21 protein-coding genes are annotated in these 26,998 nt (G+C 75.5%); 7 read left to right on the plus strand and 14 right to left on the minus strand.

Going from position 1 to position 26,998, the window contains the following annotated elements; all coding sequences use genetic code 11:
- Positions 1–10: 10 nt before the first annotated feature.
- On the plus strand, positions 11–199 hold the full coding sequence (locus tag HZZ00_RS22395; protein ID WP_180328115.1) for a ferredoxin: 189 nt from the start codon (positions 11–13) through the stop codon (positions 197–199).
- A gap of 27 nt (positions 200–226) precedes the next feature.
- Here the strand turns inward: HZZ00_RS22395 and HZZ00_RS22400 are convergent, their stop codons facing one another.
- The 11 genes from HZZ00_RS22400 to HZZ00_RS22450 form a co-directional block, all read right to left on the minus strand.
- Entirely contained in the window at positions 227–2,866 is a 2,640-nt protein-coding gene (locus tag HZZ00_RS22400; RefSeq protein ID WP_180328116.1) for a WD40 repeat domain-containing protein, read from the minus strand.
- Between the two features lie 125 nt (positions 2,867–2,991).
- Positions 2,992–3,915: an HEXXH motif-containing putative peptide modification protein gene (locus HZZ00_RS22405; RefSeq protein WP_180328117.1), complete on the minus strand. Its 924-nt coding sequence runs from the start codon at positions 3,913–3,915 to the stop codon at positions 2,992–2,994.
- Positions 3,915–4,874: a JmjC domain-containing protein gene (locus tag HZZ00_RS22410; RefSeq protein ID WP_180328118.1), complete on the minus strand. Its 960-nt coding sequence runs from the start codon at positions 4,872–4,874 to the stop codon at positions 3,915–3,917. Before HZZ00_RS22410 ends, HZZ00_RS22405 begins: the two co-directional genes overlap by 1 nt.
- Position 4,875: 1 nt before the next feature.
- The gene (locus tag HZZ00_RS22415) at positions 4,876–6,144 is read right to left on the minus strand and encodes an MFS transporter (RefSeq protein WP_180328119.1); all 1,269 of its coding nucleotides are present in this window, start codon (positions 6,142–6,144) and stop codon (positions 4,876–4,878) included.
- Between the two features lie 2 nt (positions 6,145–6,146).
- Positions 6,147–7,280, minus strand: coding sequence for a hypothetical protein (locus tag HZZ00_RS22420; RefSeq protein WP_180328120.1), 1,134 nt, complete (start codon positions 7,278–7,280; stop codon positions 6,147–6,149).
- A gap of 127 nt (positions 7,281–7,407) precedes the next feature.
- Positions 7,408–7,560, minus strand: coding sequence for a hypothetical protein (locus HZZ00_RS22425; protein ID WP_167381455.1), 153 nt, complete (start codon positions 7,558–7,560; stop codon positions 7,408–7,410).
- 100 nt (positions 7,561–7,660) lie between these two features.
- Positions 7,661–9,949, minus strand: coding sequence for a lantibiotic dehydratase (locus tag HZZ00_RS22430; protein ID WP_180328121.1), 2,289 nt, complete (start codon positions 9,947–9,949; stop codon positions 7,661–7,663).
- Between the two features lie 53 nt (positions 9,950–10,002).
- Complete coding sequence (locus HZZ00_RS22435) at positions 10,003–10,269, minus strand: acyl carrier protein (RefSeq protein WP_180328122.1); 267 nt, start codon at positions 10,267–10,269, stop codon at positions 10,003–10,005.
- The gene (locus HZZ00_RS22440) at positions 10,266–11,459 is read right to left on the minus strand and encodes a threonine/serine dehydratase (RefSeq protein ID WP_257585067.1); all 1,194 of its coding nucleotides are present in this window, start codon (positions 11,457–11,459) and stop codon (positions 10,266–10,268) included. Before HZZ00_RS22440 ends, HZZ00_RS22435 begins: the two co-directional genes overlap by 4 nt.
- Positions 11,456–12,949 carry an amino acid adenylation domain-containing protein gene (locus tag HZZ00_RS22445; protein ID WP_180328123.1) on the minus strand — a complete coding sequence of 498 codons (1,494 nt, stop codon included), beginning with the start codon at positions 12,947–12,949 and terminating at the stop codon, positions 11,456–11,458. The genes HZZ00_RS22440 and HZZ00_RS22445 overlap by 4 nt, the downstream gene beginning before the upstream one ends.
- A complete protein-coding gene (locus HZZ00_RS22450) occupies positions 12,949–15,273 on the minus strand; it encodes a lantibiotic dehydratase (RefSeq protein ID WP_180328124.1) in 2,325 nt (774 codons plus the stop codon). Before HZZ00_RS22450 ends, HZZ00_RS22445 begins: the two co-directional genes overlap by 1 nt.
- Before the next feature lie 304 nt (positions 15,274–15,577).
- Here HZZ00_RS22450 and HZZ00_RS22455 point away from each other — a divergent pair, with 304 nt between their 5' ends.
- The 3 genes from HZZ00_RS22455 (at position 15,578) to HZZ00_RS22465 (ending at position 17,550) form a co-directional block, all read left to right on the plus strand.
- Positions 15,578–15,766: an MbtH family NRPS accessory protein gene (locus tag HZZ00_RS22455; RefSeq protein ID WP_239697848.1), complete on the plus strand. Its 189-nt coding sequence runs from the start codon at positions 15,578–15,580 to the stop codon at positions 15,764–15,766.
- Positions 15,759–16,670, plus strand: a complete 912-nt coding sequence (locus tag HZZ00_RS22460; protein WP_180328125.1) for a 4'-phosphopantetheinyl transferase superfamily protein — start codon at positions 15,759–15,761, stop codon at positions 16,668–16,670. The genes HZZ00_RS22455 and HZZ00_RS22460 overlap by 8 nt, the downstream gene beginning before the upstream one ends.
- A 139-nt stretch (positions 16,671–16,809) precedes the next feature.
- On the plus strand, positions 16,810–17,550 hold the full coding sequence (locus HZZ00_RS22465) for a peptidase E (RefSeq protein ID WP_180328126.1): 741 nt from the start codon (positions 16,810–16,812) through the stop codon (positions 17,548–17,550).
- Positions 17,551–17,581: 31 nt separating this feature from the next.
- On the opposite strand, the gene HZZ00_RS22470 is transcribed toward HZZ00_RS22465, so the two are convergent.
- Together HZZ00_RS22470 and HZZ00_RS22475 are read right to left on the minus strand one after the other, a co-directional pair.
- Positions 17,582–18,193, minus strand: a complete 612-nt coding sequence (locus tag HZZ00_RS22470; protein ID WP_257585069.1) for a response regulator transcription factor — start codon at positions 18,191–18,193, stop codon at positions 17,582–17,584.
- Positions 18,190–18,792 (minus strand): response regulator transcription factor, encoded by a 603-nt coding sequence (locus HZZ00_RS22475; protein WP_180328127.1) that lies wholly within the window; start codon positions 18,790–18,792, stop codon positions 18,190–18,192. The genes HZZ00_RS22470 and HZZ00_RS22475 overlap by 4 nt, the downstream gene beginning before the upstream one ends.
- Positions 18,793–19,287: 495 nt before the next feature.
- Here HZZ00_RS22475 and HZZ00_RS22480 point away from each other — a divergent pair, with 495 nt between their 5' ends.
- The 3 genes from HZZ00_RS22480 to HZZ00_RS22490 all read left to right on the plus strand — a co-directional run bounded on the left by HZZ00_RS22480 (position 19,288) and on the right by HZZ00_RS22490 (position 25,728).
- Positions 19,288–22,386: a type 2 lanthipeptide synthetase LanM family protein gene (locus HZZ00_RS22480; RefSeq protein WP_257585070.1), complete on the plus strand. Its 3,099-nt coding sequence runs from the start codon at positions 19,288–19,290 to the stop codon at positions 22,384–22,386.
- A 91-nt stretch (positions 22,387–22,477) separates the two neighbouring features.
- A complete protein-coding gene (locus HZZ00_RS22485) occupies positions 22,478–22,675 on the plus strand; it encodes a hypothetical protein (protein WP_070027718.1) in 198 nt (65 codons plus the stop codon).
- Between the two features lie 137 nt (positions 22,676–22,812).
- The gene (locus tag HZZ00_RS22490) at positions 22,813–25,728 is read left to right on the plus strand and encodes a LuxR family transcriptional regulator (protein ID WP_180328129.1); all 2,916 of its coding nucleotides are present in this window, start codon (positions 22,813–22,815) and stop codon (positions 25,726–25,728) included.
- Here HZZ00_RS22490 and HZZ00_RS22495 read toward each other — a convergent pair.
- Complete coding sequence (locus tag HZZ00_RS22495; RefSeq protein WP_070027720.1) at positions 25,725–26,972, minus strand: MFS transporter; 1,248 nt, start codon at positions 26,970–26,972, stop codon at positions 25,725–25,727. The genes HZZ00_RS22490 and HZZ00_RS22495 overlap by 4 nt on opposite strands.
- Positions 26,973–26,998: the final 26 nt, after the last annotated feature.

Genomic DNA, 26,998 nt, shown 5'->3' on the forward strand with positions numbered 1-26,998 from the left:
GAGTCCGCCGATGAGGATCGAGATCGACGAGGAGCTCTGCTGCGGCGCCGGCAGCTGTGTGCTGGCCGCCCCCACCGTCTTCGACCAGAACGACGACGGCACGGTGGTCCTGCTCGACCCCGCCCCCGGCGCCGGGCTGCGGACGGCGGTGCGCGAGGCCGCCGCCCGCTGCCCGACGGCGGCCATCAGGGTCGTGTGACGCGGGCCCGCCGCAGGGCCCTCCCGGCTACGCGGGTTCGGCGGGCCCGAACACCGCGACCTCCCGGCCGAACCCGGCCACGAGCCGGCCGGCCGGGGACACGGCGAGCGCGCCGACCGGGAAGGGCAGCACGAGGTCGGGGCCGCCGCGGGTGCGGGTCGTCAGGTCCCAGGTGCGCACGATGCCGTCGTCGCCGCCGGTGAGGAGCACCGGGCGGCCCTCGATCCGCGCGGTGGTCAGCGCGGTGAGGCCGTCGACGTGGACGGGCTCGCCGACGGGGGCGCGGGTGCCGAGGTCCCGGAGGTGGACCAGGCCGTCCTCGCATCCCACCGCCAGCACCGGGCGGTCGTCGACCACCGCCGTCGCCAGCATCTCGATGGCGGGCGGGACCTCGTCCTCCGGCTCCGCCGCGGGTGCGGACCCGGCGGGCGGTGCGAGGACGATCGGCGGACCGAGCGGGGCGCCGGTGGCCGGGTCCCACAGCCGGACCGTGTCCTCGTCCGCGGTGACCGCGACCGGGCGGCCGTCGAGTTCCGTGGTGAGTGCGGCGGTCACGCCGGATTCGTGTCCGGTCAGCGGCCCGTGCAGGTCTTCCCCGGTGCCGAGGTCCCAGACCCGGACCAGGCCGTCCCTGTCGCCGGTGACGGCGACCGGACGGCCGGCCAGTGCCGTCGTCGCCACGGCGTGCACGTCGGCGTCGTGGCCGAGCCCGCCCGGCTCCGCCCCGGTGACCGGGTCCCAGAGGCGGGCGGTGCCGCCGCCCCCGGCGACGACCACGAGCGGCCGGCCGTCGACCACCGCGGTCGCCGTCCCGTACACCGGGTCGTCGGAGCCGGTGAGGGGCGTGCCCGCCTCGGCACCGGTGGCCAGGTCCCACAGGCGTGTCGTGCCGTCCCAGTCGGAGCTGACGACCAGCGTGCCGCCGTCAGCCTCGATCGTCGTCACGGAGGTCACCGTGTCGCCGTGGCCGGGCAGCGGGTTGCCCACGGGGCGTTCGGTGTCCGGGTCCCAGCGGTGGACCCTGCCGTCGCCGGTGCCGATGAGCACCACGGGCCGCCCGTCCACCGTGGACGCGGCCAGTGTCCGCACGTGGCCGAGCGGGCCGGCGAAGGCCTGGGCGGTCTGCCGTCCGGTGGCCGGGTCCCACAGCCGCACCATGCCGGTGGTGTCGCCGGTGACCACCACCGGGCCGGCCCCGCTCGTCACCGCCGCCACCGTCTGCGGCCATGTGGTGGAGCCGGCGAGGCGCTCGCCGAGCCGGGCACCCGACGCCAGGTCCCAGAGGGTGGCCGTGCCGTCGGAGCCGCCGACGACCACGGCCGGACGGCCGCCGGCCGTCACGGTGGCCAGGGACTCCACCGCACCGGTCCCGGTGGCGATGGGTGCCCGCAGCCGGCGTCCCTTCGCGAGGTCCCAGACCCGGACGGTGCCCCCGAAGTCGCCGGTCACCGCGACGGGTCGCCGGTCGAGCACCGTCGTGGCGACCGAAGCCAGCCGGTGCGGGTGGGCGCTGCCGGGACCGGCCGGCTCGCCCATCGGTGCGCCGGCCGGTTCGCCGGTGGCCAGGTCCCAGACCCGGACGCTCCGGTCGTGGCCGCAGGTGACGGCCACCGGGCGGTCGCGCACCGTCGCCGTGGCCACCCCGGTGACCCAGTCGGTGTGGCCGGTCAGGGGCGCGTGCCGGAGTCGTCGCGTGTGCAGGTCCCAGATCCGTACGGCCTGGTCGGTGCCGGCCGAGACCGCCACCGGGCGGCCGTCCAGGTCGGCCGTCGCCACGGCGAGGACCCGCCCGGTGTGATCGGCGAGCGGTTCGCCGGCCGGTTCGCCGGTGGCCAGGTCCCACAGGCGTACGGTGCCGTCGTCGCCGCCGGTGACCACGACCGGGCGTCCGTCGACGGTGACCGGTCCCGCGGCGACGGCCGACACGTCGTCCGGGTGACCCGCCGTGCTCCAGCGGCAGCCGCCGAGCTGGACGCCGCTGGCCCACTCGACGCGCCGGCGCGCGGGGGGTTCGTCCGCCACCGGTACGGCATCGATTCGTGCCGAAAGGTCGAGGTCCCCGTAGCGGGCGGCGTCGAGTGCCAGCAGGTGGCGGCGCACGGCGGCGGGGGCGTCCCGGTGCCGGTGGGCCGAGGCCTGGTACACCGCGGCGCCCAGACGTCCGAATCCCCAGGCTCTGGGCAGCAGGGTCAGCATCGTCGCCGGGTCGGCGTGCACCAGGAACCCCGCGTCGGCGAAGGGGATGGAGCCCAGGTAGGTCCCGACGGCCTGGCGCAGCCCGGGGTCCGGTCCCTCGGCGGCGCGCAGCCACAGGGCGACGGCCTCCTCGACCTCGCCGTTCTCGGACAGCAGTGTCCCGAGCCGTTCCTCGGCGAGCTGGCGGTAGGGGTCGACGATCGACCGGACGGCGCCGCGCAGCAGTTCCTCGGCCTGCTCCCGGTGGCCGCGCTCGCGTGCCTGGTCGGCCTCGTCGATCAGCGCCGCCGTGACGACCATGTCCTCCGCCACGTGCGGTGGGAGGGAGGAAAGGTCCACCAGTTCCTCGGGGCGGGTCCATGCCCTGGGGTCCTCGGCCTCCGGCCGGGCGGGTGCCTGGCGCTGGGCGCGCGTGCGGCGCCCGCCGAACAACTTGCCTATCCAGCCGCGGTGTTCCTTCGAGTCGGTCATCCCTCTCCCCACGCGCTCCGGTCCGGTGGGGTTCACCCTACTGACGGGCGCCGGGTGCCGGGTGCCGCCGGGTGATCCGCGCGGAGCGTCCGGCGGGGGCGCGGTCCGGCGGCGCGGCGCGGTGGTCAGGGTTGTTGGGCGGTGGTCAGTTCCTTCTCCCAGTGGAGGAGGTCGTCGAAGTAGCGCCGGCCGCCGTCCGTCCACTCGGCGGCCGGTTCCAGGGCCTCGATGGTGCCCCGCAGGCGCCGCAGCGCGTCGTCGCGCCGGGTGGCGACCTCGGGCGGGGCCGTCGGTTCCGCCGCCCAGCGGGCGAGGCCGTGGGCCATGCGCGCCAGGACGTGGGCGGCGTGCACGGCGCCGGAGACCGGGCGTGGGTCGGGGCGCAGCGGGTGGCTGATCAGGAGGTCCCCGTTGGTCACCAGGGTCGCGAAGAAGTTCCGCAGGTAGAGCGCGTGGTGACCGGTCTCGTGCAGGAGTGCCTCGAAGGCGGCCGGGGTGCTCTCGACGCTGGAGGAGCCGAGGTAGATGGCGCCGAAGGTCGGGCGGAGCGTGGCCGAGCGGAAGGCTCCGCCCTGGACGTGCACGATGACCCGGATCAACAGGTCCATTTCCAGGGCGGCTTCGGGCCAGACCCGGCGCAGGGTCGCCCGGGCGGCTTCCAGGTGGGCGATTCCCCCGGTGAGGTCCGGTGCGCCGAAGTCGGCCTCGCCGGTGCCGTGGGTCTGCCGGATGTCGGCGAGCAGTTGGCCGGTGCCCCATCGGCACCACTCGGGCAGCGGGTCGGACCCGCCGGGTGTGAGGTGTTCGAGCGGCGGCATCAGGCCGGCGTCCGCCAGCGCGCCGGCCAGCTCCGCCACGTGGGCGGGGTCGGCGTCGTCACCGGAGGTCGCCGCCCAGACCAGGCCGGGGTGCAGGCAGGCGGGGGCGGGCCCGGCGGGCAGGGCCGGTCCAAGGCGCCGCAGGATCTCCTGGTGGTGGCCGCGGACCAGGCTCATGGTGCCGGCCGGGGTGATGCCGACCCGGACCGCCTCGTCCTGCCCGGCCCCCATCAGGCGTCACCCGACGGGGAGTCCACCGCGAGGATGTCGCCGAGCGAGGCCGTCTCCGCCTTCTTGAGCTGCTGCTCGCGGGCCTGGAGGCGCCGCACCACCAGCGCGGAGATCAGCTCGTCGCTCAGTCCCTCCAGGGTGCGGAAGACGTCCTCCCGGACTTCCTTCCAGATCTCCTTGGAACCGCCGCTCAGCGCCTCGGACTTGCGGGGCAACCGGCCGCGCAGCGCGGGGCTGCGTTCGGCGGCGAGGTCGAGGACGTCGTGCAGGATCTGGGTCCAGGTGTCCTCGACGCCGTCGGAGAAGGCGATGTGGACGGAGCCCTCCGCTCCCGTGGTCCCCTCGTGGTAGAAGCCGCGGGGCAGGTAGAGGCAGTCGCCGGCGTGGAGGGTGACTTCGAGGCGGAGCGGGGTCTGCGGGGTGACGCCCGGCTTGGAGCGCTTGACCGGCCACTTCACCGGCGGCTCGTGCAGCCGCCAGGTCTTGGAGCCGGCCAGCTGGCGGATGAAGATGCTGGCGAGGTCGTAGTGCGCCTCGGCGCCCTTGGAGTTCGGCGGGGTCAGGAAGGCGTTGGCGGCGACGGGCACCCCGATGTCCTCGGACAGTTCGGAGCAGAACGCCTCCACCTCGGGGCAGTACGTGGACATCGCCTGGTAGACGAGGGTCGCGCCCTGCCGCATCTGTGCGACGACGTACCGGGGGTCCGCGAGCCCGGACAGCACCCGGCGCTCGTCGGAGCCGTCGTCGCCGGGCTTGGCCGCGTGCCGGACCCCGATGTCCTTGCCGTGCTTCCAGAGCCTGATGTAAGGGGTGCGCAGTCCTCGCTCGAACAGGAGCTGTTCGGCGATGTCGGTCGAGAACACGTGGTCCAGTTCGCCCATGTCCCGGCTGACGTACGGCTCGGTGTCCCGGATGGACACCAGCTTCGACGGATCGTCGAGGAGCTTCTCCACTGCCATGTCATACCTCCACGTCTCCGAGAACCGGCTGTTCTTCGTGTTCTTCCTGATGGAAGTCGCGCACCCCGGGCACGGCCAGCACCAGCAGGGCGGCGCCGAGCTGTACGACGGCCGCGACGACGAGTACGGTCGTACGCCCCACCGCGTCCGCCAGCGGTCCGATGACGGCCAGGCCGAGCGGCAGCAGCGCGAGGCTGCACAGCCAGTCAACGGAGCTGATCCGGCCGAGGAGCGAGGGCGGGAACTGGCGTTGCAGGGCGGTGTGCAGAAGGGTGTTGAAGGGCATCATCGCGAAGCCCGCGATCATGTATCCGGCCACCACCCACCACAGCGAGAACGGGGTGAGCAGGACGAGCGGCACGAGGGTGAACAGCGCGTTGAAGACCATCGCGCTGGTGCCGGGGTGCTTCAGCCTGATCCGTCCGACGACGATCGTGCCGATGAAGCCGCTGAGGCTGAACATGGCGATGACCAGGCCGTAGGCGGAGGGGCCGGCGAACCTCTCCTGCGTGATGACCGGCAGCAGCACCATGTGGGGCGCGACGACCAGCATGGTCTGTATCGCGGTCATCGTGAGGATGGCCGCGGTCCAGCGCACGCGGCGCACCGCCGCCAGTCCCTCGCGGATCTCCTGGACCATGGAGGAGCGGGACGCCTGCCCCCGCATCGGCGGCTCGGTGACGGCGAGGACGCACAGCAGGCTGATCGCGAAGGTGGCCGCGTTGGCGGCGAAGGCCACCCGGGTGCCGACGGTGGCCACCAGGACGCCGCCGAGCGCGGGCCCGACGACGGCCGCCGCGCTCTCCATGCCGCCCCGCCAGACGTTGGCGCTGAGCAGCCGGTCCTCTGGCACGAGTGAGGGCACCAGACCGCCGTAGGCGGGCCGGAAGAACGCCTCTCCGCTGCCGACGAGGAAGGTCAGCACGGCGAGCGAGACGGTCGCGGTGTCGAACGCGCCGAGGACCACCACGGTGATGGCCGCCAGCCGGAAGCCGTCGGCGAGCATCATCGCGCGGCGCCGGGGCACGCGATCGGCCCAGACACCGCCGATGAGCACGAACAGGACGGTGGCGAGCATCCGGGCACCGATCACCAGACCGACGTCGCCGGCGTCTCCGCCGCACTCGATCACGCGGAGGGACACGGCCACGTTGAAGAGCTGGTCGCCGACGGCGCTGACCGCCTGTCCGGCCCACAGGTACCGGAAGTCGCGCAGTTCCATGGCGCTGCCGGCCAGCCGGCCGGCCAACAGGGTTTTCGCGTTGGGCATGTTCAGATGATCGCGCTCGCGGCGGTGGGGTCGGTCAACTCGCCGTAACCGAACCCGCAACAGTCGCCCGTGATGTCCTCGTCCCGCACCAGCCGGGGGTGTTCGTCCCCGGTGAGCGGGAGGTCTGCCAGGTCGACGGGTTCGGGTTCGTCGTCGATGTAGAGTTCCGCGCCGTCGGTGATGAGGTCGAGGTGCACCTTCTCCTCGTAGTCGACGACGGCGCGGTCCTGGTTGTGCTGGCCGAACCCGATGTGCACGCCGACACGGCGTTCGTTGATGTGCGAGTTGGCCGGGATGAACCGGTCGATGCCGTTGTTGGTGCCGAAGCCCAGCTCGCCCACGCGCATGCCGTGCGGCTGCTTGAAGCAGAGTTCGACCAGTTCGCGTACGTCGTCGTCGCCGCCGGAGAAGCCGGTGGCGCGCCCGTCCGCGATGTCGACCGTCAGCGGGTGGTCCGCCAGCCGGGTGTCGATGCGGGTGATGACGTTGCAGTTGAGCGCCCCGTCCGCCACCAGGCGGCCGTCGATCCCGGCGGGGTAGGTGGCGATCTCCCCGGCGGGGAGGATGGTGAAGCCGCCCGGGCGCCAGACGCCGCGGTTGCTGATCCAGTCGTAGCGCTCGGCGTCGAGCCGGATGCGCAGATCGGTGCCGCCCCGGCTGCGGACCCGGACGGTGCGGGCCTTGGTCAGCCGGGTCAGCAGCGCGGCGTTGCGGGCGCTGAGTTCGTCCGGTCCGAGGTTGAGGGCCTGCTCGAAGAATTCCCGTGACGCGCTGATGATGCGGACGATCATGCAGCGGTCGCTGCCGAACCGCCGCATCAGGTGCAGCAGCGGCGAGAAGTGGGACATCGTGTCGCGTTCGAGCGTGAAGACGACGAGCCGGCCGGTGAAGGAGGCGGGGTCCGGTACCGCGGATTCCAGGCGGGCGGCGAATCCGTAGTCCACGAGTGGCCGCATGCCGACGGCCTTGGCGGCGATGCCGCGTTGCTTGAGTCCGGCGACCAGCCAGGCGGCCGCCTCCCGGCTGTCCGGGGCGAAGACGACGACGCAGTGGTCGCGATCGGTGAGGCCGGCGTACCGGTCGAGGAGTGCATCGACTCCATCCCGCAGGTCGCGGCTGGGCTGGACGACGGTCAAGGCGTGCTCCCCCTGGCTTCGGGTCGGGTCGGCGGTTCTTCCGGGCAAGGGGAATTCCGGCCGCGGGCATCGCGCGCGGCCGGAACCCCTAGGGTCTTGCCAGGTGTCGGATGGCGCTCGCCGATTGTCAGGTGGCGACGAACCACGCCATCAGCGGACCCTCTTCGCCGCTGCCGACCGGCACGAGGACCTCGGCCGACTCGGCCTCGGAGAGCTCGCGCAGCGCGTCCTCGACCAAAGACTCGTACGAGGGCGCTTCCATCGTCTCTGCTTGTGTCATCTTTGACTCCTCTCAGACAACAACAGTGCCGCGTGATGCTAAGCAGCATGCTCATGCCAGATCAATGGGGAATTGGCCCTCAACTTCTGTTTAATCGCGGCTACTCGGGGTATCGCGCACTCGTGTCGAAGGCGACGAATCTCAATTCCGATGTGTAGCGGCGGTTTTCCGCGTCGGTGAGCCAGGACTGTTCCGGGGTCGGCAGCATTTCCGTGAACACCGCGGTTCCCAGCGGGTCCTTGCGGGCCAGCCGGCGCAGGGCCTTGGCGAGGATCGTGACGTAGACGGGGCTGTCGAAGTCGACGTAGAACGGGCGGGATTCGGTCGGCGAGACCACGAAGACGTAGCGGGGCAGGCCCAGCCGGGCGCGCCAGCGGCGGGCCCCGACGAAGCGGCGGGCCTCGTCCTTCTCGCCGGCGAACTCCGCGTCCGCGGCCGGCAGGCGCCAGGTCTCGCGCGCGACCACCAGGCGATCGAGGGTGACGCGGGGGGTGTGGTCCGCGCTCGGCAGCAGCTGGAAGAGGTCCATCGACAGCGTGGTGAGCACGTGGGAGAAGACGTCCAGGGCGGGGAAGGCCGAGCCGTCCGGGAGGCGGACGACCAGCTCGCCGGCCTGCTCCTCCACGGTGGCGTCGGCACTGCGGACCGTACGGGCGGGGTCGGCGGCGAAGTCGGCGAGGGCCACCTGCCGGTCCTGGGGGCGGACGAGGGTGTGGCGCACCCGCGACGACAGCCGGGCCCGGTGCTCCTTGGGGATCAGGGGCATCAGGCGGGGGCCGGGGTGGTCGCGGTCGGTGAGCCGCAGGAGTTCGTCGACGTCCGGGTGCTGGTGGGTGAAGAGGGACGCGCCCAACGTGTTGGCGGCCAGGTGGAGTTCGCCCAGGACGAGGGTGAAGTCGCCGCGTGCCACGGCGTCCGCGCCGTCGGCGGCGATCAGGACGTCCGGGCTGAGGTAGCGGGCCGCCGTCCAGGCCCCACCGGTGGCCGAAAACCGCTCCCGTACCGCCGCCTCGATTCCGGCCGACGTCATCGTCACCCGGCGGGCGTCCGGCGGGGCCGCCAGGATCTGCTGCCAGCGCCGGGCGAACTCGCCCTGCAACCGCGTGGCCTTGGCGCGGGCGGCGCCGTGCAGCACCGGCAGGCAGGCGAACCAGAAGGAGGCCAGGTCGACCGGCCCCTCGGCGGCCAGCCGGTCGTGCACGCGGCGGATCTCCTCCCGTACCGTCGCGGCGAGTTCGGCGGTGAGCCAGGCGGCGCTGTCCATCAACAGCCCCAGCGGGCGCAGCGCTTCGAGCATCGCGGGGCCGAGGCGGGCGGTGGCGGACCGCCGGGTGTCGGAGTACACCAGCGCCCGGCAGGGCGCGGTCGACGCGGACTTCTCCCGTACCGCGGCGGTGGCGGTCAGCTCGGTGAAGTCGTGTTCGAGCCCGGTCAGCGCCGCCACGAGGGTGTCCACGTCGCGGGCCGCCGCCACCCGCGCGCGGCCCCGTTCCAGCCGGTCCAGTGCCGCCAGCCCGCGTCGGCGCAGTTCGGGCGCGCCAACGGTTTCCAGCCAGGCGCGCAGGGCCCGGTCGGGGTGGGTGTCGGCGGGGAGTTCGAGGCGCCAGACCACCCAGCGGCGGGCGACCAGGTCGGCCAGCACGGCGGGGACGTCGGTGTCCGGGAGCTCGGCGGCGATCTCCCGGGCCGGGCGCAGCCCGTCGCAGCGGGCGAGGACGGCCGCCGTACCCGCGGGCACGGGCTGTGCGCGCCGGCCGGGCACCCGCACGCGGTCCCCGTCCAGCACCAGGAACGGCACCCGGCGGGGCGCGATCCACTCGCGCAGGGCGGGGTCGGCGTCCAGGGTCCGGGCGAGCGCGTCGATGCCCCACGTGGCCCAGTAGACGGTCGACTTCGCGATCAGGCCGGTGCCGGGGTCCACGGCGAGGGCCCGGGTGGCGGAGTCCCAGCGGCCCCAGCCGACCGGGCCGAAGAAGCCGATGGTGTCGTTCTTCACGCAGAACCGCTGCCAGTAGTGCGCGACCAGTTCCTCGCGCTGGCGGGGCATGCTGCTGCGGCTGTCCGCGCTCGGGGTCCAGCGCAGGAACGGGGCGATCCCGGAGGTGAGCACCGGCCGGTTCTGCCAGGCCACGGCCTCCCGGAAGGCCGGTGTCCGGGCGATGTCCTGCAAGGTGTGCGCGGTCTCGACGGCGGTGTCCGCGAAGAGGCGGGCGAAGCCGGTCCACTCGGGGCCGTCGAGCGGCTCGCCGGCCCCGAACTTGTCGGCCGCCTCGGCCAGTCCGGGCGGGGCGAGGCGGAGCACGCCGTCGGCGGGGAAGCCCGCCCCGCGCAGGGCGAACTGTTCCCACAGCCGCCAGCGGCCGAGGGACGGCACGAGGTCTTCGGTCATGGCACGGCTCTCCTTGGCGAGCGCGGGTGGACGGAGCGGCTGCGCGGGGCGGGTCAGGCCGTGCCGTAGTCGGCGTCGACGACCTCGGCCAGTTCCAGGGGCGTCGGGTAGGCGAAGACCAGGGAGACCGGGACGTCGGCGCCGAGGACCTCCTGGAGGCGGCCGGTGATCTGGAAGGCGGTCAGCGAGTCGCCGCCCGCCTCGTAGAAGTCGGTCTCCTCGGTGAGGTCGGGCAGGCGCAGCACGTCCCGGAAGATCTCGACCAGCAGGTCGACGGTGGTGGTCGAAGCGGTGGTGGCGGTGGCGGCGTCGGTGGTCATGGCGTGGGCTCCTTCGGGTGTGCGCTGGTGTGGGTGTGGTGGTGCAGGCGGGCGGGGGTGTTGCCGCCCGAGACGATGGCCACGGCCCGTTCGCGGCGGCCGGCCCGGAGGGCTCCGGCCAGGGCGACGGCTCCGCTCGGCTCGGCGTCGACGCCGAGGCGGTGCAGCAGGGCGGTGGCGGCGAGGATCTCCGCGTCGTCGACGGCGATCAGGTCGTCGACGCGGTCGCGGATGATCGGGTAGGGCACGGCTCCCGGGCTCTGCCCGCGCAGGCCGTCGGCGACGGTCGCGCAGGCCGGCAGCCGGACCAGGTGCCCGGCGGCCAGGGAGCGGGCGTAGCGGGGGGTGAGGGCGGGTTCGACGCCGACCACGCGGACCGGGCGGTCCCCGGCGGCGAGGCAGAGGCCGGCGAGGAGTCCGCCGCCGCCGGTGGGGACGTACACCGTCTCGGTGCCGGGGGCGTCGGCCAGCACTTCGAGGCCGACGGTGCCCTGACCCGCGACGACCAGGGGGTGGTCGGAGGACGGTACGAGGACGGCCCCCCGCTCGGCCGCGAGGGACCGGGCGCGGTCCTCCCGCTCCGCCACTCCGCCCTGGACCTGCACGGTCTCGGCGCCGAGCGCGCGGATGGCGGCGGCCTTCGCGGGCGCCGCGCCCGCCGCGAGGACGACGGTCAGGCGGATGCCGAGGGTCCGGGCGATCCGGGCGAGGGCGATGCCGTGGTTCCCGGAGGACCCGGTGACGACCCGGTCGGCGCCCAGCGCGAGGACGGCGTTGGCGGCCCCGCGCATCTTGAACGACCCGCCGAGCTGGAGGTGTTCGGCCTTCAGCAGCAGCTCGGTACCGCTCGCCGTGGTCCTCGGGCCCGGCAGGAGGGGGGTGTGGACGACGTACGGGCCGATCCGCGAGGCCGCGGCCAGCAGGTCGGCCAGGGCGGGACGCCGCCCGCCGGCGAGGCCGCGGGGGCCCGGCCCGGCCGCACCGGAAGCGTGCCGGACCTCGCCGGGGCGCACCCCGGCGGTGCCACCGGCGACGGCGCGGGCGGCCAGGAAGTCGGCCGTGACCGGCTCGCCCCCGCCCCGGGTCGGACGGCTCGCGCAACCCGCGCGCCCGGCCATGCCCGGGCCTCCCGCGTCCGCACCGCACCCGGCCGCGTCGGCGGTCCGGGCGGTGCCCGCGATCGCGCTCATGCCGTCCTCCCGGTCGCCAGCAGCCGGCGGTCGGTCTTGCCGCCCCGGGTGGTCGGGAGGGCGGTCAGGCGCAGGAAGCGGCGGGGCATCAGGTGCGGGGGCAGGGAGCGGGCGAGGTGGCGGCGGAGCTGGGCGTCCGTGGTGGCCGACAGCTCGCCGGTGATGTGGGCGAGGAGGTGCACCCGGCCCAGTTCGTCGGTGTCCGGGGTCACCGCCGCGCCCGTGACGGCGGGGTGGGCGAGCAGCGCCCCCTCGATCTCGGCGGGGTCGACGCGGTAGCCGCGGATCTTGATCTGGCGGTCGGTGCGTCCGGCGTAGTGCAGGCCCCGCGGGCCCCACCAGCCGAGGTCGCCGGTGCGGTAGAGGCGGGCGCCGGGCGGGCCGAGCGGGTCGGGCACGAAGCAGGCCGCGGTGCGGGCCGGACGGCCGCCGTAGCCGCGGGCCACACCGGTGCCCCCGATGTACACCTCGCCCACCGTGCCGTCGGGCACCGGGGCCAGGTCCGCGTCGAGTATCCGTACGACGGCGCCCGCGCGGGGGGTGCCCACGACATCGGTGGCCGGGTCGGGGGTGGCGGGCACGCCGTACCGGGTGGTGGTCATGGTGCACTCGGTCGGGCCGTACTGGTTGACGAGGCGGCCGGGGACGAGAGCGCGTCCGCCCGCGGCGAGGAACGGCCGCAGGGACTCGCCGCTGACGGCGACCAGGGTGACCCCGGCGAGCGGTTCGGCGAGTTCGGCCCGGCCGGACAGGTGGGTGAGGAAGGAGGGGGTGACGCTGAGCAGGGCGGTCACCCGGTGCTCGCGGACGGTGCGGGCGAATTCCGCGGGCCGCAGGAGCCGGGCCCGGTCCACGATCACCAGGCGCGCCCCCGCCAGCAGTGGGACGAAGGTGTCCCGGATGGAGGCGTCGTAGCCGAGGGGCGCGGTCTGCAGGGCCACGGTGTGCGGGCCGAGGCCGAACGCGTGGGCCGCGTCGCGCAGATAGGCGTCCAGCGCGCCGTGTTCGACCAGGACGGCGCTGGGTTCCCCGGTGCTGCCGGAGGTGTGGCTGACGTAGGCGAGGGCCCGGGGGCCGGCCGGGGCGGCGGGCGGGCCGTCGTCCGCGGTCCGGGGCGGCTGGTCCAGCAGGACGGTGGGCAGGTGGATGCCGAGTGCCGGGGCGAGGGCCGAGCGGGTCAGCAGCAGGCGGGCGCCGGCGCTGCGGACGAAGGACGCCAGCCGCTCCTGGGGCTGGGCGACGTCCAGGGTGAGGAAGGCGGCGCCGCAGCGCAGTACGGCGGCCATGGCGGCGACCGCGTCGGTGCCGTGCTCGACGGCGACGGCGCAGACCGTCTCGGGCCGGGCCCCGTGTGCGCGCAGCAGACGGGCGATCTCCTCGACGCGGGCGTCCAGTTCGCGGTAGGACACGTCACCGGCCGGAGTGCTCAGCGCGATGCGTTCGGGGTGCCGCCGGGCGTGGGCGGCGATGTCGTCGGCGACCGTGCGCATCACTTCTCCCCCGCGTCGGCGGCGGTCAGGTCGACGGCCACGAACCGGAGTTCGGAGGTGTAGCGCCGGCCTTCGTGGTCGGTGAGCCAGGCCTGCTCGGGGGTGGGCAGCATCTCGCTGATCTTCAGCCGGGCCCCGGGGTCCTTGCGGGCGAGCCTGCGGGCCGCCTTGGCGAGGATGGTGACGTAGACGGGGCTGTCGAAGTCGACGTAGAACGGGCGGGGTTCGGTCGGCGAGACGACGAAGACGAACCGGGGCAGGTCGTGCCGGCGCTGCCAGTGCCGGGCCCGGACGAAGCGGGCGGCCTCCGCCTTCTCGTCCGCGAAGTCCATGTCGCCGACGCGCAGTTGCCAGGTCTCGCGGGCCACGGTCAGCCGGCCGATGGTGATGCGCGGGGTGTGGTCGCCCTCGGGCCGCAGCGTGAAGCGGTCCATCACGCGCTGGGTGAGGGTGTTGGCGTAGGCGTCGAGGACGTCGTACTCGGTGCCGTCGGGCAGGACCGCGGTGAGCCGGCCGGCCCGTTCCTCGATCCGGACGTCGGCGCCGAGCACCGTGCGCGGGCGGTGCGGGTCGCCGGTCTGGTCGACCAGGGCGACGTAGTGGTCCTCGGGCCGGTCCAGCGAGGGCCGGCTGCGGGTGGACCACTTCAGCGGCAGTTCCTTGGGCAGCATGGGCATGAGGCGCGGGCCGGGGAAGTCGCGGCTGGTCTCGGCGATCAGTTCCGACCGGTCGGGGTGCTGGTACACGAAGAGGGAGGCGCCCATGGTGTTCAGCGCGCAGTGCATCTCGCCGAGGACGAGGTCCACGTCGCCGCGGGCGAGGGCGTCCGCGTCGTCGGCGACGACCAGTACGTCGGGGCTGATGTAGCGGGCCAGTGACCAGCCGTCGCCGGGCTCGTCGAACTCCTCGCGCACCCGGCCGGCGACTTCGGCGGTGGTCAGCCGGACCCGGCGGGCGTCCGGGGGCAGGTCGAGGATGCGGGCCCATTTGGCGCGCAGTTCGGCCTGGATCGTGTTGATGAGGTGGCTCGCGTCGGGGTGCGGGGAGGGCAGGGTGTGCAGCCACAGGGTGGCCAGGTCGACCGGTTCGCCGCCGGCGCGCAGCCGGTCGTACACGGCATGCAGGCGGGCGCGGACGGCCTCGGCGAAGCAGTTGGTCATCCAGCGGGCGGCGGTCAGGCACAGCTGGAGCGGTTCCAGGTGGGCGAGCAGCCCGGGGCCGAGGGTGGCGGTGGCGGCGCGGCGGGCGTCGGAGTACACCAGTCCCCGGCAGGGGGCGGTGCGTTCGCCCTTGGCGCGCTGGGCCTCGCTGTCGGTCAGCGCGGCGAAGTCGTCCTCCAGCGCGGTGATCGCGGCGGTCAGGGCGGCGGCGTCGGTGCCGGCGGCGCGTACCGCGTCCCGGCCGCGTTCCAGTACGGCGAGACGCTCCAGCGCCCTGTCCCGGGCGGCCTCGTCGGGGACGCGCTCCAGGATGGCGCGCAGGGCGCGGTCGGGGTGGGTGGCGGCGGGGACGTCCAGCCGCCACTGCACCCAGCGGCGGCCGACCAGTTCGCGCACCACCTCGGTCACCTCGTCCTCGGTGCGGCCGAGTTCGGCGGCGATGGCGTGCGCGGGACGGGTGCCGTCGCAGCGTTCCAGCACGGCCTGCGCGCGGGCGTCGATCGGCTGGACGGGGCGTCCGGGGACCCGCACGGCGCCGTCCGCGCAGCGTACGAAGGAGACCCGGCGCGGCGGGATCCAGCGCATCAGCGCGGTGTCCGTCGCCAGGACCTTCGCGAGGGCGTCGATGGCCCAGCCGGAGAAGTAGACCTCCCGCGCGGCGAGGAAGCCGTCCCCCGGGGTCACGGCGACGCCGCCGCTCCCGGAGAGGTCCCAGCGGCCCCAGCCGACCGGGCCGAAGAAGCCGATGGTGTCGTTCTTCACGCAGAACCGCTGCCAGTAGTGCGCGACCAGTTCCTCGCGCTGGCGGGGCATGCTGCTGCGGCTGTCCGCGCTCGGCGTCCAGCGCAGGAACGGGGCGATCCCGGTGCGCAGGACGGCGGGGTTCTGCCAGGCGAGCGCGGCCTGGAAGCGGGGCCGGGCGGCGATCTCCTGGAGGTGCCGGGCGGTGTCCACGGCGGCCGTCGCGAGGTCCTCGGCGAAGGTCCGCCACTCCGGTCCGGACAGCTCGGCGCCGGGGCCGAACTTGTCGGCCGCCTCCGCCAGTCCGGGCGGGGCGAGGCGGAGCACGCCGTCGGCGGGGAAGCCGGGACCGCGGAGCGCGAACTGCTCCCACAGCCGCCAGCCTCCGCCCGGCAGCAGGACAGGTGCGTGCTCGTCCGACATCGCGTGCTCCTTCCGGAAGGGGGTGCTCGGGAATCGCGTGGCCCGGCGGGGCGCCGGGGTGCCGGGCGGCCCCCGACCGGACAGCACGGTCCCGCGCCGGGGCCGTGGGTCACCAGGGAAGATCCGGCAGCAACGGGTGCCGCCGGTTCGGCGCGTTCGTCCCTGACCCGGCCGCACGGCGCGCGGCACGCTTGCGGCGCCGGCCCTTCTCCGCGGCCGGACCGACATCTGCGGGAGGTTCACCGTGACGCAACCCAACTCCGCGCACTCCGGCGGCGACGAGGCCCGTCCGGGCGCCGACGACGTGTATCTCGTGGTGCGCAACGACGAGGAGCAGTACTCGATCTGGCGGGCGGACCGGGAGCTGCCGGCCGGCTGGTACCGGGAGGGCCGCAGCGGCAGCCGGCAGGAGTGCCTGGACCACATCGACGTGATCTGGACGGACATGCGCCCGCTGAGCCTGCGCCGCCGGCTCGCCGGGGCCGATGTCTGAGGCCCGGCCGGCGCCGCTGTCGTCACCGCCGGCCGCCCCTGCGCCGCCGGACCGTCCGGCCGGCGCCCCGCCGCCGTCGCGGGCGGCGGTGCGGGTGAGCGGCGGCGGCGTGGCCGCGCTGCTGCCGCGCACACCGCTCGACGCCGGTCCGGCGGCCGTGCCCGGCCGGGCACGGCCGCCGGACCGGGTGGACCCGCTGTGTCCCGCCGTACTGGACCTGCCCGGCCCGCTGCACCGGCCGCACGTCGCGCGCCCCCGCGCGCTGCGGGGGCCGTTGGAGCTGTACCTCGCCGAGGTCGGGTCGCAGGACGAACAGGCACTGCTGTGGGCACAGGAGTTGCTGGACGGGGAGGAGCGGGCGCGGGCCCGTGCGTTCCGGCGGGCCCGGGACCGCGACGCCTATGTGATCGCGCACGCGACGCTGCGCGCGCTGCTCGGCCCGCTGCTGGGCGTGCGGGCGGACGAGCTGCCGTTGATGCGCGAGCCGTGCGCGGGCTGCGGTGCTCCGCACGGGCGGCCGGCGCTGCGCGCGCCGGGGCTGCACTTCTCCCTGTCGCACAGCGGGGACCTGGTGCTGGTGGCGCTCGCCGGCACACCGGTCGGGGTCGACGTCGAGGGGCTGGCCTCCGCGGAGGCGGTGCGCAGCGCGCAGTGCGCGCTGCACGCGGCGGAGGTGGCGGAACTGGCGCGGCTCCCGGCGTACGAGCGGCCGGCGGCCTTCACCCGGACATGGGTCCGCAAGGAGGCCTACCTGAAGGGTCTGGGGACGGGGCTGGTGCGCGATCCGTCGCTGGACCACGTCGGCACCGGGGAGCGGCCCGTCTCGCCGTCGCCGCGCTGGACGCTGCGGGACGTGCTCGTCCCCGCGGGGTACGCGGCGGCCGTGGCGCTGCGCCGGGAGTGACCCCGCGACCACCCGGACACCTGCGAGGGGGACCGGCCCGACGGCCGGTCCCCGCCGTGTTTCCCGGACCGCGCCGGCCGCGCCCCACCTTCACCACTCCCCCACGTCCAAAGCGCGGTCCCCACGCTACGATCGCCGCGTGACCGCTCCGGAACCCACCATCGTCGCCACCTCCGGAGGGCACCGCGCCGGAACACGTACGCGGGTGCTCTTCGATGCCCTGGTCCATCACGCGGTCGACCTGGCCGGTGTGCACGGCAGGCGCCCCCGCGTCCTGTACGTGGGCACGGCGATCGGGGACGCCGAGCACGTCGCGGCGCGGATGAGCGAGGCGGCCCGGGTGGCCGGGTTCGACCTGACGCCGCTGCACCTGTTCCCCATGCCGAACGTCGAGGACGTCGAGGCGACGGTGCTGGACCACGACGTGGTGTGGGTGATGGGCGGCTCGGTGGCCAACCTGCTCGCGGTGTGGCGGGTGCACGGCCTCGACGCGATCATGCGGCGGGCCTGGCGGGCGGGGGTGGTGCTGGCCGGGGTGAGCGCCGGTTCCATCTGCTGGTTCGAGGGCGGCGCGACGGACTCCTTCGGGCCCGAGCTGCGGCCGGTGACCAACGGCCTCGGTCTGCTGCCGTACGGCAACGGCGTGCACTACGACTCCGATCCGGGCCGGCGCCCGCTGATCCACCGGCTGGTCGCCGACGGCACCCTGCCCACCGCGCACTGCACCGACGACGGGGTGGGCCTGGTCTACCGGGGCACCGAACTGGTCGAGGCGGTCGCGGAGTTGCCGGACCGGGGCGCGTACGTCGTGCGCCGGGAGGGCGAGCGGGCCGTGGAGGAGCGCATGGTGCCGCGGCTGCTGCCGTCCCCCGGCTTCTGAACGGCCGCGGCCGCCCCTCGGCCCCCGCACGTCAGATCAGCCCGTGGCGCACGGCGCGGGCCACCGCGTGGGCGCGGTTGCGGGCCTGCAGGCGGGCCATGATCTCGTAGACGACGTTCTTGACGGTGTGTTCGGAGCAGTGCAGCAGCCGGGCGATGCCCGCGTTCCCGTGCCCCTCCGCCATCAGCCGCAGCACCGAGAACTGACGGGCGGTCAGGGCCGGTGGCCGGTCCTCCCGCGGGCCCGCCTCGCCGTGGGCGGGGCCGGCGGTCAGCAGGTGGGAGAGTTCCGGGTAGGGGATGCTCGGGTGCGGCGCCCCGGCGCGGCGCACGGCGGCCGCCAGGCTCTCCTCGGTGAGGTCCGCGGTCCTGAGCACCACGGCCCCGGCGCGCAGGGCCCCGAGCAGCCCGGCCCTGCCGACCGTGTCGCACACCAGCAGCAGCGGCCCGGGCACCCGCAGCCCGCGCAGGGCCCGTTCGGCGTCGTCGGCGACGACGACGGTGACGGTACCGGGCCCGCCGGGGCCGGGGGCGCAGTCGAGTCCGGCGCGGTGGGCGAGGGCGCGCACGCGGTTCGCGTGCCGCGAGGGCAGGACGCACAGGGTGGTGGGCACGCCGGGCGCGGCGGTCAGCGTGGCGGTCACAGCAGGCCCGCCCGGAGCGCGTAGGCGACGGCGTGGGCGCGGTTGCGCAGCCGGAACCGCTGGGTGATGTCGTGCACCACGGTGGTGACGGTGCGGGGCGAATAGGCGAGGCGCTGTGCGATCTCCGCCGTCTCGTGTCCGTCGGCGACGAGCCGCAGCACCGAGCGTTCCCGGTCGGAGAGGGCGCCGCCGGCCCAGCCGGTCCGGCCGTGGTCGGGCCGGTCCAGGACCTGTTCGAGCAGGTCGGTGGGGACGGTGCAGTCGTCCTGGGCGGCGGCCAGCACCGCGTGGGCCAGACGGGACGCGTCGGCCTCGCGGCGCGGCAGCAGGCCCCGGGCGCCGGCGGCGAGGGCGTGCAGGGCGTCGCCGGAGGCGAGCGCGCCGGCCACCAGGACGACGGCGGGGCGCTGCCCTTGCGCACGGGTGGTGCGCACCATGTCGAGTTCGGCCGGGCCGAGCCGGTCCACGGTGACGACGGCGACCCGGGCCTCCGCGGGCTCGCACACGGCCAGTTCCGGGCAGGCGAGCAGGGTACTGCGGGTGCCGGCCTCCAGGACCGGGTCCAGGGCGACCACACCGACGGGTACGGGGACTCCCATCTGCTGCTCCTTGAAAGTCGTCCGCCCGGTCGTGAACGCCGGGGCGGTTCGTGGTTTCTGCGCTCCACCGTGCCGTCGGGGGGTGGGGGCGGGCATCGGTAGTCGGTCCCCACCTTTCCCGGGGCGGGTGCGGGGGACGCCGGGGTGGTGGGGGTGTCCGCCCGCTCCGGCGGGCCGTCCTGCCTGCTCCCGCGCCCGGTGCGGGGCCGGGCGCCGGGCGCGGGCGCGGCCGTCCCCGCCGCGGGATGGGGGGCGGGGGCCGCGGCTCATGGGGGATCGGCCCGGCGGGGGTGGGCGCGGGGGCCGTGCGGGCCCGCGGGGCGAGGCTGCCCCGCCGTCGTACGGGGGTCTGGGTAGTCGCCGTCCCACCTGCGCTTTCCCCGCGTCGGGGCGGTCCGTGCGGGTGCCGCCCCCACCCGTGGGGAGGGGGCCGCGCAGAATATGGGGGTCACTTCCCCATGTGGGGGTCGCCCGGTGTCTGCGACCTTCGTTGACGTGACTGAGACCGCCAGCCTCCCGACTCCCCGGAGCGCCGGCCTGCCGCTCGACTGGTGGGCCCCGGCGCTGTCCCTCGCGGAGCGGCTCGCCGCCCCCGGACGCCCGGCCGCGACCGCCGACCCCGACGCCCCCGTGCGCGCCCCCTGGGCCGTCGGGGACGCGGAGGGCTTCGCGCTGCGGCTGGCGCACCTGGGGGTGGACGGTGCCACGGCGGCGGCCCTCGCGGCGGAGCCCGCCGGGCGGCTCGCGGCCCGGGCGGCCAAGCCCGGTTGGGCCACGTACGTCGAGGCCGCCGTGGAGGCCGCCCCGGAGCAGCCCGGGGAGCCGGACACGGACGGTGCCGGGCCCGAGGCCTTCGCCCATGTGGTACGGCCGCTCGTCGCCCCGGTCGCCGGCCGACTGGCCGGCTCGCCCGGCCCCGAACAAGCGGTGTGGCGGGCGGAGTTCGGCCGGTGGCTGACGCGGCAGCTGGCCGGGGCGGCCGCCCGCACGCTGGTGCGGGAGCTCGATGCGGCCCGCCGCGCCGGGCGGCTGGAGGGGGCGGGCTCGCGCGAGCGGTTCGCGTCCTTCGTCGCACACACCGGCACCCGGCGGGGCCTCGGCGAACTGTGCGCCGCCTACCCGGTGCTGGCCCGGATGCTCGGGCAGACCGCGCTGGACGCGCTGGACGCGACGGCCGAACTGGTGGCGCGCTTCCGGGCCGACCGCGACGACCTCGTCGCCGGCCTCCTCGACGGCCGCGACCCGGGTGTGCTCGTCCGGGTGGAGCTGGGGCTCGGCGACGCCCACCAGGGCAACCGGTCCGTGGCGGTCCTGCACTTCGCGGGCGGGGCGCGGATCGTGTACAAGCCGCGTCCGCTGGGCCAGCACGCCCTGCTGGACGAGCTGGCGGCCTGGCTGGACGCCAAGGTGCCGGGGCTGGCGCTGCGCACCGCGCGGACCGTGCGCCGGGACGGCTACGGCTGGCTGGAGTTCGTGGCGCACCGCTGGTGCCGGTCGGTGACCGAGACCGACGCCTTCTACCGCCGCCAGGGCGCGCTGCTGGCGCTGCTCTACGCGGTGGACGGTGCCGACATGCACTACGAGAACGTCATCGCCTGCGGGGACCAGCCGGTCCTGGTGGACGCCGAGACGCTGCTGCACACCGGGCTGGGGCAGGCCATGACGGCCGGTGCCGACCCGGCCGCGGACGCCCTGCACGGCTCCGTGCACCGCACCTGTCTGCTGCCCCATCTGCTGATCGGCGAGCACGGGGCGCTGGACATCTCCGCGTTGGGCCGGTCCACCGACGGCACCTTCCCCAGCGAGGGGCTGCGCTGGGAGGACAGCGGCCTGGACACCATGCGCGCGGTGCGCGGACCGCTGCTCAGCCCGGCGGGGCAGAACCAGCCGCTGCCCGGCGGGCGCCCGCTGGAGGGCGCGGACCACCGGGCGGCGCTGCTCGACGGCTTCCGCACGGCCTACGCGGCGATCGCCGCACACGGCGACGAACTGACGGGTGACGAGGGCCCGTTGACGATCGGCGCGGACAGCCCGGCGCGGCTGATCGCCCGCTCCACCCGGCTGTACGCGACGCTCCTTGAGGAGTCCACCCATCCGGCGCTGCTCGGTGACGCGCTGGCCCGGGACGGGGTGTTCGCGGTGCTGTGGACCGAGTCCGAGCACGACGCGGCCCGTCGGCGGCTCGTCGAGCACGAGACGGCGGACCTGTGGCGCGGCGACGTCCCCCTGTTCACCCATCGGCCGTCCGGTACCGGGGTCCGGGCGGCCGACGGGACCTGGCTGCCGGACGTGCTGCCCGAGGCGAGCCTGGCCGCGGTGCGCAAGAAGATCGCGCGGATGGACGAGATCGACTGCCGCGACCAGGAGTGGATCGTGTCGGCGACGCTGGCGGCCCGGGGCGCCGGTGCCCCGGCGGGCCGGCCGCGGTCGGCGCTCGCGGTGGCGCCCGTGCCGGCCGTCGTGCCCGACGCCTCCCGGCTGCTGGCCGCGGTGTGCGGGATCGCCGACGACATCGCCGCCCGTGCGGTGCGCGACGGCGGCCGGGCCAACTGGCTCGGTCTGGAACGGGTCTCCGGGCCGCACTGGGCGGTGCTGCCGATGGGCGCCGGGCTCGCCCAGGGCTACTGCGGGGTCGCGCTGTTCCTCGCCCACACGGGCGCCCTGACCGGGGCCGGCCGGTACACCGCGCTGGCCCGGGAGGCGGTCCGGCCGCTGCCCGCGCTGCTGAAGGCCCTGGCCGCCGACCCGGAGCTGGGCGCGGCGGCGGGACCCGGTGCCTACGACGGTCTCGGCGGCGTCTGTTACGCCCTGGTCCGGCTGTCCGCCCTGCTGGACGGGGAGCTGACGGACTGTCTGCCGGACGCGCTCACCGCGCTGGCGCACGCCGCGGCCGGCTGCCCGGACCCGGGGCTGGCCGGCGGTACGGCCGGGGCGCTGGCCGCCGCCGTCGCCGTGCACGAGGCGACCGGCTCGCCCGAGGCGCTGCGGCTGGCGGACGAACTGGCGGACCGGCTGCGCACGGTGGCGCCGGACCCGGGCGCGCGGACCGGTTTCGCGGACGGCACCGCCGGGATCGGCTGGGCGCTGCTGCGGTACGCCGCCGTGCGGCCCGAGCGGTCCGCGGCGCACACCGCGGCCGCGCGGACCCTGCTCGACGCGGCCGTCCGGCAGCACGCCGGGGCCGCCGGCGCCGACCTCTCCTGGGCCCGCGGGCTCGCCGGGGTGGCGGCCGCCGCCCGGATGCTGCCCGACGACACCGACGACGCGGTCCGGTCCGCGGCAGCGCTCGCGGACCGGCTTCGGGACGCCGAGGTGGGGCCCGACCTCAGCCTCGCCCAGGGCGCCCTCGGCACCTTGGAAGCCCTGGCCCTGTTCACCGCACGGGGCGACGGGCCGGCCGCCGGGACGCTGACCCGGCGCACCGGACAGGCGCTCGCGCTCGTCGAGGCGCAGGGCCACCGGTGCGCCACCCCCGACGAGGTTCCCTCCCCCGGGCTGCTGACCGGACTGTCCGGCATCGGCTACGGGCTGCTGCGCCTGGCCCATCCGGACACCGTGCCCTCCGTCCTGCTCCTCGGCCACCCCGGCCGCTGACCACCACGCTCTCCCGCACTTCGGCACCACGGCACTTCCTCCGCATCCACCCCGTGCGCGACGCACGGACCACCAGAAGGGGTTCACCGTCATGGACAAGCACCTCGCCGTCACCGCCGCCGACGCCACCGAGACCGCCACCGAGGAGCAGGACGCGGCGGGCGGGATCACCCTCAAGGGCCGCAACCGCGCCTGCGCCCGGGCCCGGGTGCTGGCCGGGATGGTTCTGACCAGCGGCCTCGTCATCACGCTGAGCACCATCGACACCTCGGTCTCCGCTCCCCGGTGACCGGCTGCCGGCCCTGACCCGGCGTGATGGCGCGGGCCCGTCAAACGGGTCCGCGCCGCCGTGTGCGAGGGGGCCGGTGCGAGCCGTGACCATTGCATCTGCCCCAGGTCCCGATATTCCGATTATCATCAGCGTTCATGCGTTCCCATGCGCCTTCCCTGGTCGGGCGGGACCCCCAACTTGACCTGCTTGAACGCGCGGTGACCAGCGCCCAGCAGGGACGCGGCGGTGTGGTCTTCCTGGTCGGAGAGGCCGGGGTCGGCAAGTCGCGGCTCGCTGCCGAGGTCGTGGGCGGCGCGCTGGACGCCGGCATGCGGGTCCTGCGGGGCCGCAGCAGCACCACGGGCCCCGCGGTGCCGTTCCGGCCGCTGACCGAGGCCCTCATGTCGCTGTTCCGCGGCGGCGCGGACATGGACGACCTGGCCCTGGGCCCGTACCGGCCGGTGCTCGGGCGGCTGATCCCCGACTGGGACACCGGGGAGCGCGAGAGCAGCTCGATGGTGATCCTGGGCGAGGCGGTGCTGCGGCTGCTCCTCGCGGCCGGCCGCGGACAGGGCCAGCTGCTGCTCCTGGAGGACCTGCACGACGCCGACCCGGAGACGCTGGGCGTTCTCGAATACCTCGTGGACAACCTGGAGTACACGCCCGTCCTGCTGCTCGCCACCGTGCGTACGGACTTCAGCGACGCCCTGGACCTGGCCCAGTCGGCGCGCCGGCGCGGCGTCGCCACCGTGCTGGAGATCCCGCCGCTGACCCGGGCGCAGGCGCACGAGATGATCGCCGCCCAGCTGGGGGTGGCGGATCCGCAGGAGGTGCCCGAGGCGGTGCTGCGACGGCTGTGGGAGGACAGCTCGGGCAGCCCCTACCTGGTCGAGGAACTGCTCCAGACCATGATCGGGTCCGGCACCCTGGTGCAGGGCCCGGACGGCTGGCGGGCCGTCGGCGATCTGCGCAGCGATGTCTCCTCGACGCTGGCGCGGGACATCCTGCGCCGCATCGACCGGCTCGGCGCCCAGGGTCTGACCCTGCTGTCGGCCGCCGCCGTGCTCGGCCGGCGCTTCCCGCTGACGGTGCTCCAGCGAATGAGCGGCGTGGACGACCGCGCACTGCTCAGCCATCTGCACGCGGGCGTGGCCGCCCGCCTGGTCATCCCGGACGAACCGGCCCCCGACTGGTACTCGTTCCGGCATTCCCTCACCGTGGAGGCCCTGTTCACGCAGATGACGCCGGGCCAGCGGGCGGATCTCGCGCGGCGGGGCGCGGAGGCGGTCGAGGAGCTGCACCCCGATCTGGGCGGCGACTGGTGCGCGCTGGCGGCGGGGCTGCGCAGCGAGGCCGGGGACCGCACCGAGGCCGGGCGGCTGTTCGCGGACGCGGGCGGCCGGGCCCTCGCGGCCGGGGCGCTGGGCTCCGCCGTGACCCTGCTCAGCCGCGCCGAGGGCCTGCTGGCCGACGCGGGCGACCCGCAGGCGCGGGCCGCGGTGCTGGAGAACCTGCTGCCGGCGCTCGCCGAGGCGGGCGACTTCGCCCGCGCCTTCGAACTGGCCGAGGATCTGCATGTGCTGGGCGGCTCGGGGCTGAGCCCGGTCCGGCTGGCCACGCTGCACACCCGGCTGGCCAAGGTCGCGCACACGGCGGGCCGGTGGAGCGACGGCAACCGGCAGGTGGCCCGCGCCCGGGAGGTGCTGGCCGCGGCGCCCGACGAGACGACGGCCGCCGCCGTCGACGTGACGGCCGCCTACCTGGCCCTGGACACCCCCGGCCCGGACCGCACCCAGCACGCGGAGAAGCTGGCCCGGTCGGCCGCCGACACCGCCGAACGGCACGGGCTGCCCGTGGTCGCCTGCCAGGCGCAGGAGCTGCTGGCGACCGTGGCCCGCGAGCGGGACCCGGAGGAGTCCGAGGCGATGCTCCGGCAGGCCCTGGCCACGGCGGAGCGCCACCGGCTGCCGCTGCAACGGATGTACGCGGCCACCCGGCTGGGCGGCAACGCGTGGCTCGCCGAGGGCGACACGGCCGGTCTGCTGGCGGCGCGCGAGGAGGCGCTGCGGCTCGGCTCGGTCAACATCGTGCACACCGTCGAGGGCATCCTCGTCCTCGACGCGGTGCTGCGCGGCCGGTACGACGCCGCGCGCGACTCGGCCGCCGAGTGCCTGGCCGTCGTGCGCCGGCTGCGGCTCGCGCCCGCCGTGCGGTACGTGCTCATGGCGCAGGGCGTCCTGGAGGCGCACCACGGCAACCGCGCCGGGATGGAGGCGGCGCTCGCCGCGTTCGCGCAGTGGGACGGGGCCGGATCGCAGGAGGAGCCGCTGAGCCACGGTCTGGCCCGTGCCTTCTGCGCACTCCTGGAGGAGGACCGGGAACTGGCCCGGCAGGACCTGGACACGGTGCTGGCGCTGGAGGCGGACAACCCCTCGACCTACCACCTCAGCGGCACCCACGGCCTGGTGCTGTTGCTGGACGTGCTCGCCGGGCGCGCGGACCGGGCCCGGCACGCGGAGGTCACCGCCACCGCGATGGCACGGATGCGCTGGAACCGGCAGTTCGTGCTGCTCGCGGAGGCCGTGCTGCTCGGCCGGGAGGGCGAGGGGGCGGGGGCGGCGCGGGCGGTCGACGCGGCGCAGGCGGTGGCGGACCCCTACCCGCTGGCCCGGCACCTGGGGCTGCGGCTGATCGCGGACGCGGCGCACGAGGACGGCTGGGGCGATCCGGTGGGCTGGCTGCGGCGGGCCGAGCAGTACTTCCACGAGCGGGACGTGCCGGCCGTGACCGGCGCCTGCCGGGCGGGCCTGCGCCGGCTCGGCGCCCCCGTGCGCCAGCACCGCACCGGCAGCAGCGGCATCCCGGACCAGCTGCGCGTCCAGGGCGTCACGGTGCGCGAGTTCGAGGTGTTCCGGCTGCTCGCGGAGCGGCTGTCCAACAAGGACATCGCCGACCGGCTGTTCATCTCGCCCCGTACGGCGGAGAAGCACATCGCCAGCCTGATCACGAAGACGGGGGCGGCCAACCGCGCGGACCTGTGCGCCCGGTCGGCCGCCCTGCGGGAGGGTTAGCGCATCTCGCGCACCGCCCTGGACCCCAGCACCGCGAGTCCCGTGAGGGCGAGCACCGCGGCGACCAGGCCGAACAGGGCGAAGGTGTTGATCCGGGCCAGCGCGCCGCACACGATCAGGGAGAGCGGGGCCACCGCGTAGCCGAGGACCATGTCGACGGAGATGACCCGGCTGAGCACGTCCCCGGGGATGTTGCGCTGGATCCAGCTGAGCCCGAACACCCCCTGGAAACCGATGGCGAAGCCCATGGCCAGGACGGTCCCGACGACCGCGGGGGTGCTGTGCACCAGCCCCAGCGCGGCCATCCCGGCACCCAGCCAGCCGGCCAGGGCGGCCACCAGCAGCCCGACCCGGGGCCTGCCGCCCAGCGCGCCGCCCGCGAGCGTGCCGAGCATCGCGCCTCCGGCGAGGGAGCCGTTGAGCACGCCCAGGGTGGCCGAGCCGCCGCGCAGCACCTGGTCGGCGAGGGTGGCGAAGCCGACCGTGAAGGGCCCGGCGTAACAGAAGTTGACGGCGGTGTCGAGGGCGACGACGGTCCGCAGCCGCGGGTCGCGCAGGGTGAAGGCGACGCCCTCGCGGATGCGGGCGCCGAGGGAGGGCTGCCCGGTGTCCGTCTTCTTCGCCGCCGGAGCCGTGCGGGCGCGGGGCCGGATGCGGGACACGCACCAGCCGCACAGGGCGAAGCAGACCGCGTCGACCACGAACGCGACCGGCGCCCGGGTCAGCGCGATCACCACGCCCCCGACCGCCGGGCCGACCACGGCGGCGGTGCGGGAGCCCGCGCCCAGCAGGGCGTTGGCCGGGGTGAGCAGGTTCTCGTCGACCACCGAGGGCAGGATCGACACCCGGGCGGGCTGGAAGAAGGCGTCGACGGCGCCGAACGCGGCGGCCGCCGCGCACAGCATCCACACCGTCAAGTGCCCGCCGAGACCCGCGAGTCCCACCCCGGCCATCAGGGCGGCGCGGGTCCAGCTGGAGGCGATCATCAGGGTGCGGGTGGACCAGGAGTCGCCGAGGCTGCCGCCGACCAGGGTGAGCAGGGTGCGGGGGACGGCCTGGAAGGCGAGGACGTAGCCGAGGGTGAGGGTGGAGCCGGTCAGGCCGAGGGTGATCCAGGAGAAGGCGACGACGCTGAATCCGTCGCCGAGCAGGGACAACGACTGTCCCAGCCACAGCAGTTGGAAGGGCCGCTGCCGGGCGGGGGCCCACAGCCGGGGGCCGGCGCCGGCGAGGGTGGTGGCCATGGTGTGCCTTTCGTCGTGCGGGACGC

It is taken from the genome of Streptomyces sp. NEAU-sy36, assembly GCF_013423905.1.
GTDB classification, from domain to species: Bacteria; Actinomycetota; Actinomycetes; order Streptomycetales; family Streptomycetaceae; genus Streptomyces; species Streptomyces misionensis.

Bases quoted from the DNA above. Each gene is read 5' to 3' on its own strand.
- HZZ00_RS22425 (WP_167381455.1), bottom strand. From the start codon at position 7,560: ATGACACAAGCAGAGACGATGGAAGCGCCCTCGTACGAGTCTTTGGTC.
- HZZ00_RS22435 (WP_180328122.1), bottom strand. From the start codon at position 10,269: ATGACCACCGACGCCGCCACCGCCACCACCGCTTCGACCACCACCGTC.
- HZZ00_RS22450 (WP_180328124.1), bottom strand. From the start codon at position 15,273: ATGTCGGACGAGCACGCACCTGTCCTGCTGCCGGGCGGAGGCTGGCGG.
- HZZ00_RS22475 (WP_180328127.1), bottom strand. From the start codon at position 18,792: ATGGGAGTCCCCGTACCCGTCGGTGTGGTCGCCCTGGACCCGGTCCTG.
- HZZ00_RS22485 (WP_070027718.1), top strand. From the start codon at position 22,478: ATGGACAAGCACCTCGCCGTCACCGCCGCCGACGCCACCGAGACCGCC.
- HZZ00_RS22490 (WP_180328129.1), top strand. From the start codon at position 22,813: ATGCGTTCCCATGCGCCTTCCCTGGTCGGGCGGGACCCCCAACTTGAC.
- HZZ00_RS22405 (WP_180328117.1), bottom strand. From the start codon at position 3,915: ATGGGGGCCGGGCAGGACGAGGCGGTCCGGGTCGGCATCACCCCGGCC.
- HZZ00_RS22400 (WP_180328116.1), bottom strand. From the start codon at position 2,866: ATGACCGACTCGAAGGAACACCGCGGCTGGATAGGCAAGTTGTTCGGC.
- HZZ00_RS22395 (WP_180328115.1), top strand. From the start codon at position 11: ATGAGGATCGAGATCGACGAGGAGCTCTGCTGCGGCGCCGGCAGCTGT.
- HZZ00_RS22495 (WP_070027720.1), bottom strand. From the start codon at position 26,972: ATGGCCACCACCCTCGCCGGCGCCGGCCCCCGGCTGTGGGCCCCCGCC.
- HZZ00_RS22445 (WP_180328123.1), bottom strand. From the start codon at position 12,949: ATGCGCACGGTCGCCGACGACATCGCCGCCCACGCCCGGCGGCACCCC.
- HZZ00_RS22430 (WP_180328121.1), bottom strand. From the start codon at position 9,949: ATGACCGAAGACCTCGTGCCGTCCCTCGGCCGCTGGCGGCTGTGGGAA.
- HZZ00_RS22440 (WP_257585067.1), bottom strand. From the start codon at position 11,459: ATGAGCGCGATCGCGGGCACCGCCCGGACCGCCGACGCGGCCGGGTGC.
- HZZ00_RS22460 (WP_180328125.1), top strand. From the start codon at position 15,759: ATGTCTGAGGCCCGGCCGGCGCCGCTGTCGTCACCGCCGGCCGCCCCT.
- HZZ00_RS22415 (WP_180328119.1), bottom strand. From the start codon at position 6,144: ATGCCCAACGCGAAAACCCTGTTGGCCGGCCGGCTGGCCGGCAGCGCC.
- HZZ00_RS22410 (WP_180328118.1), bottom strand. From the start codon at position 4,874: ATGGCAGTGGAGAAGCTCCTCGACGATCCGTCGAAGCTGGTGTCCATC.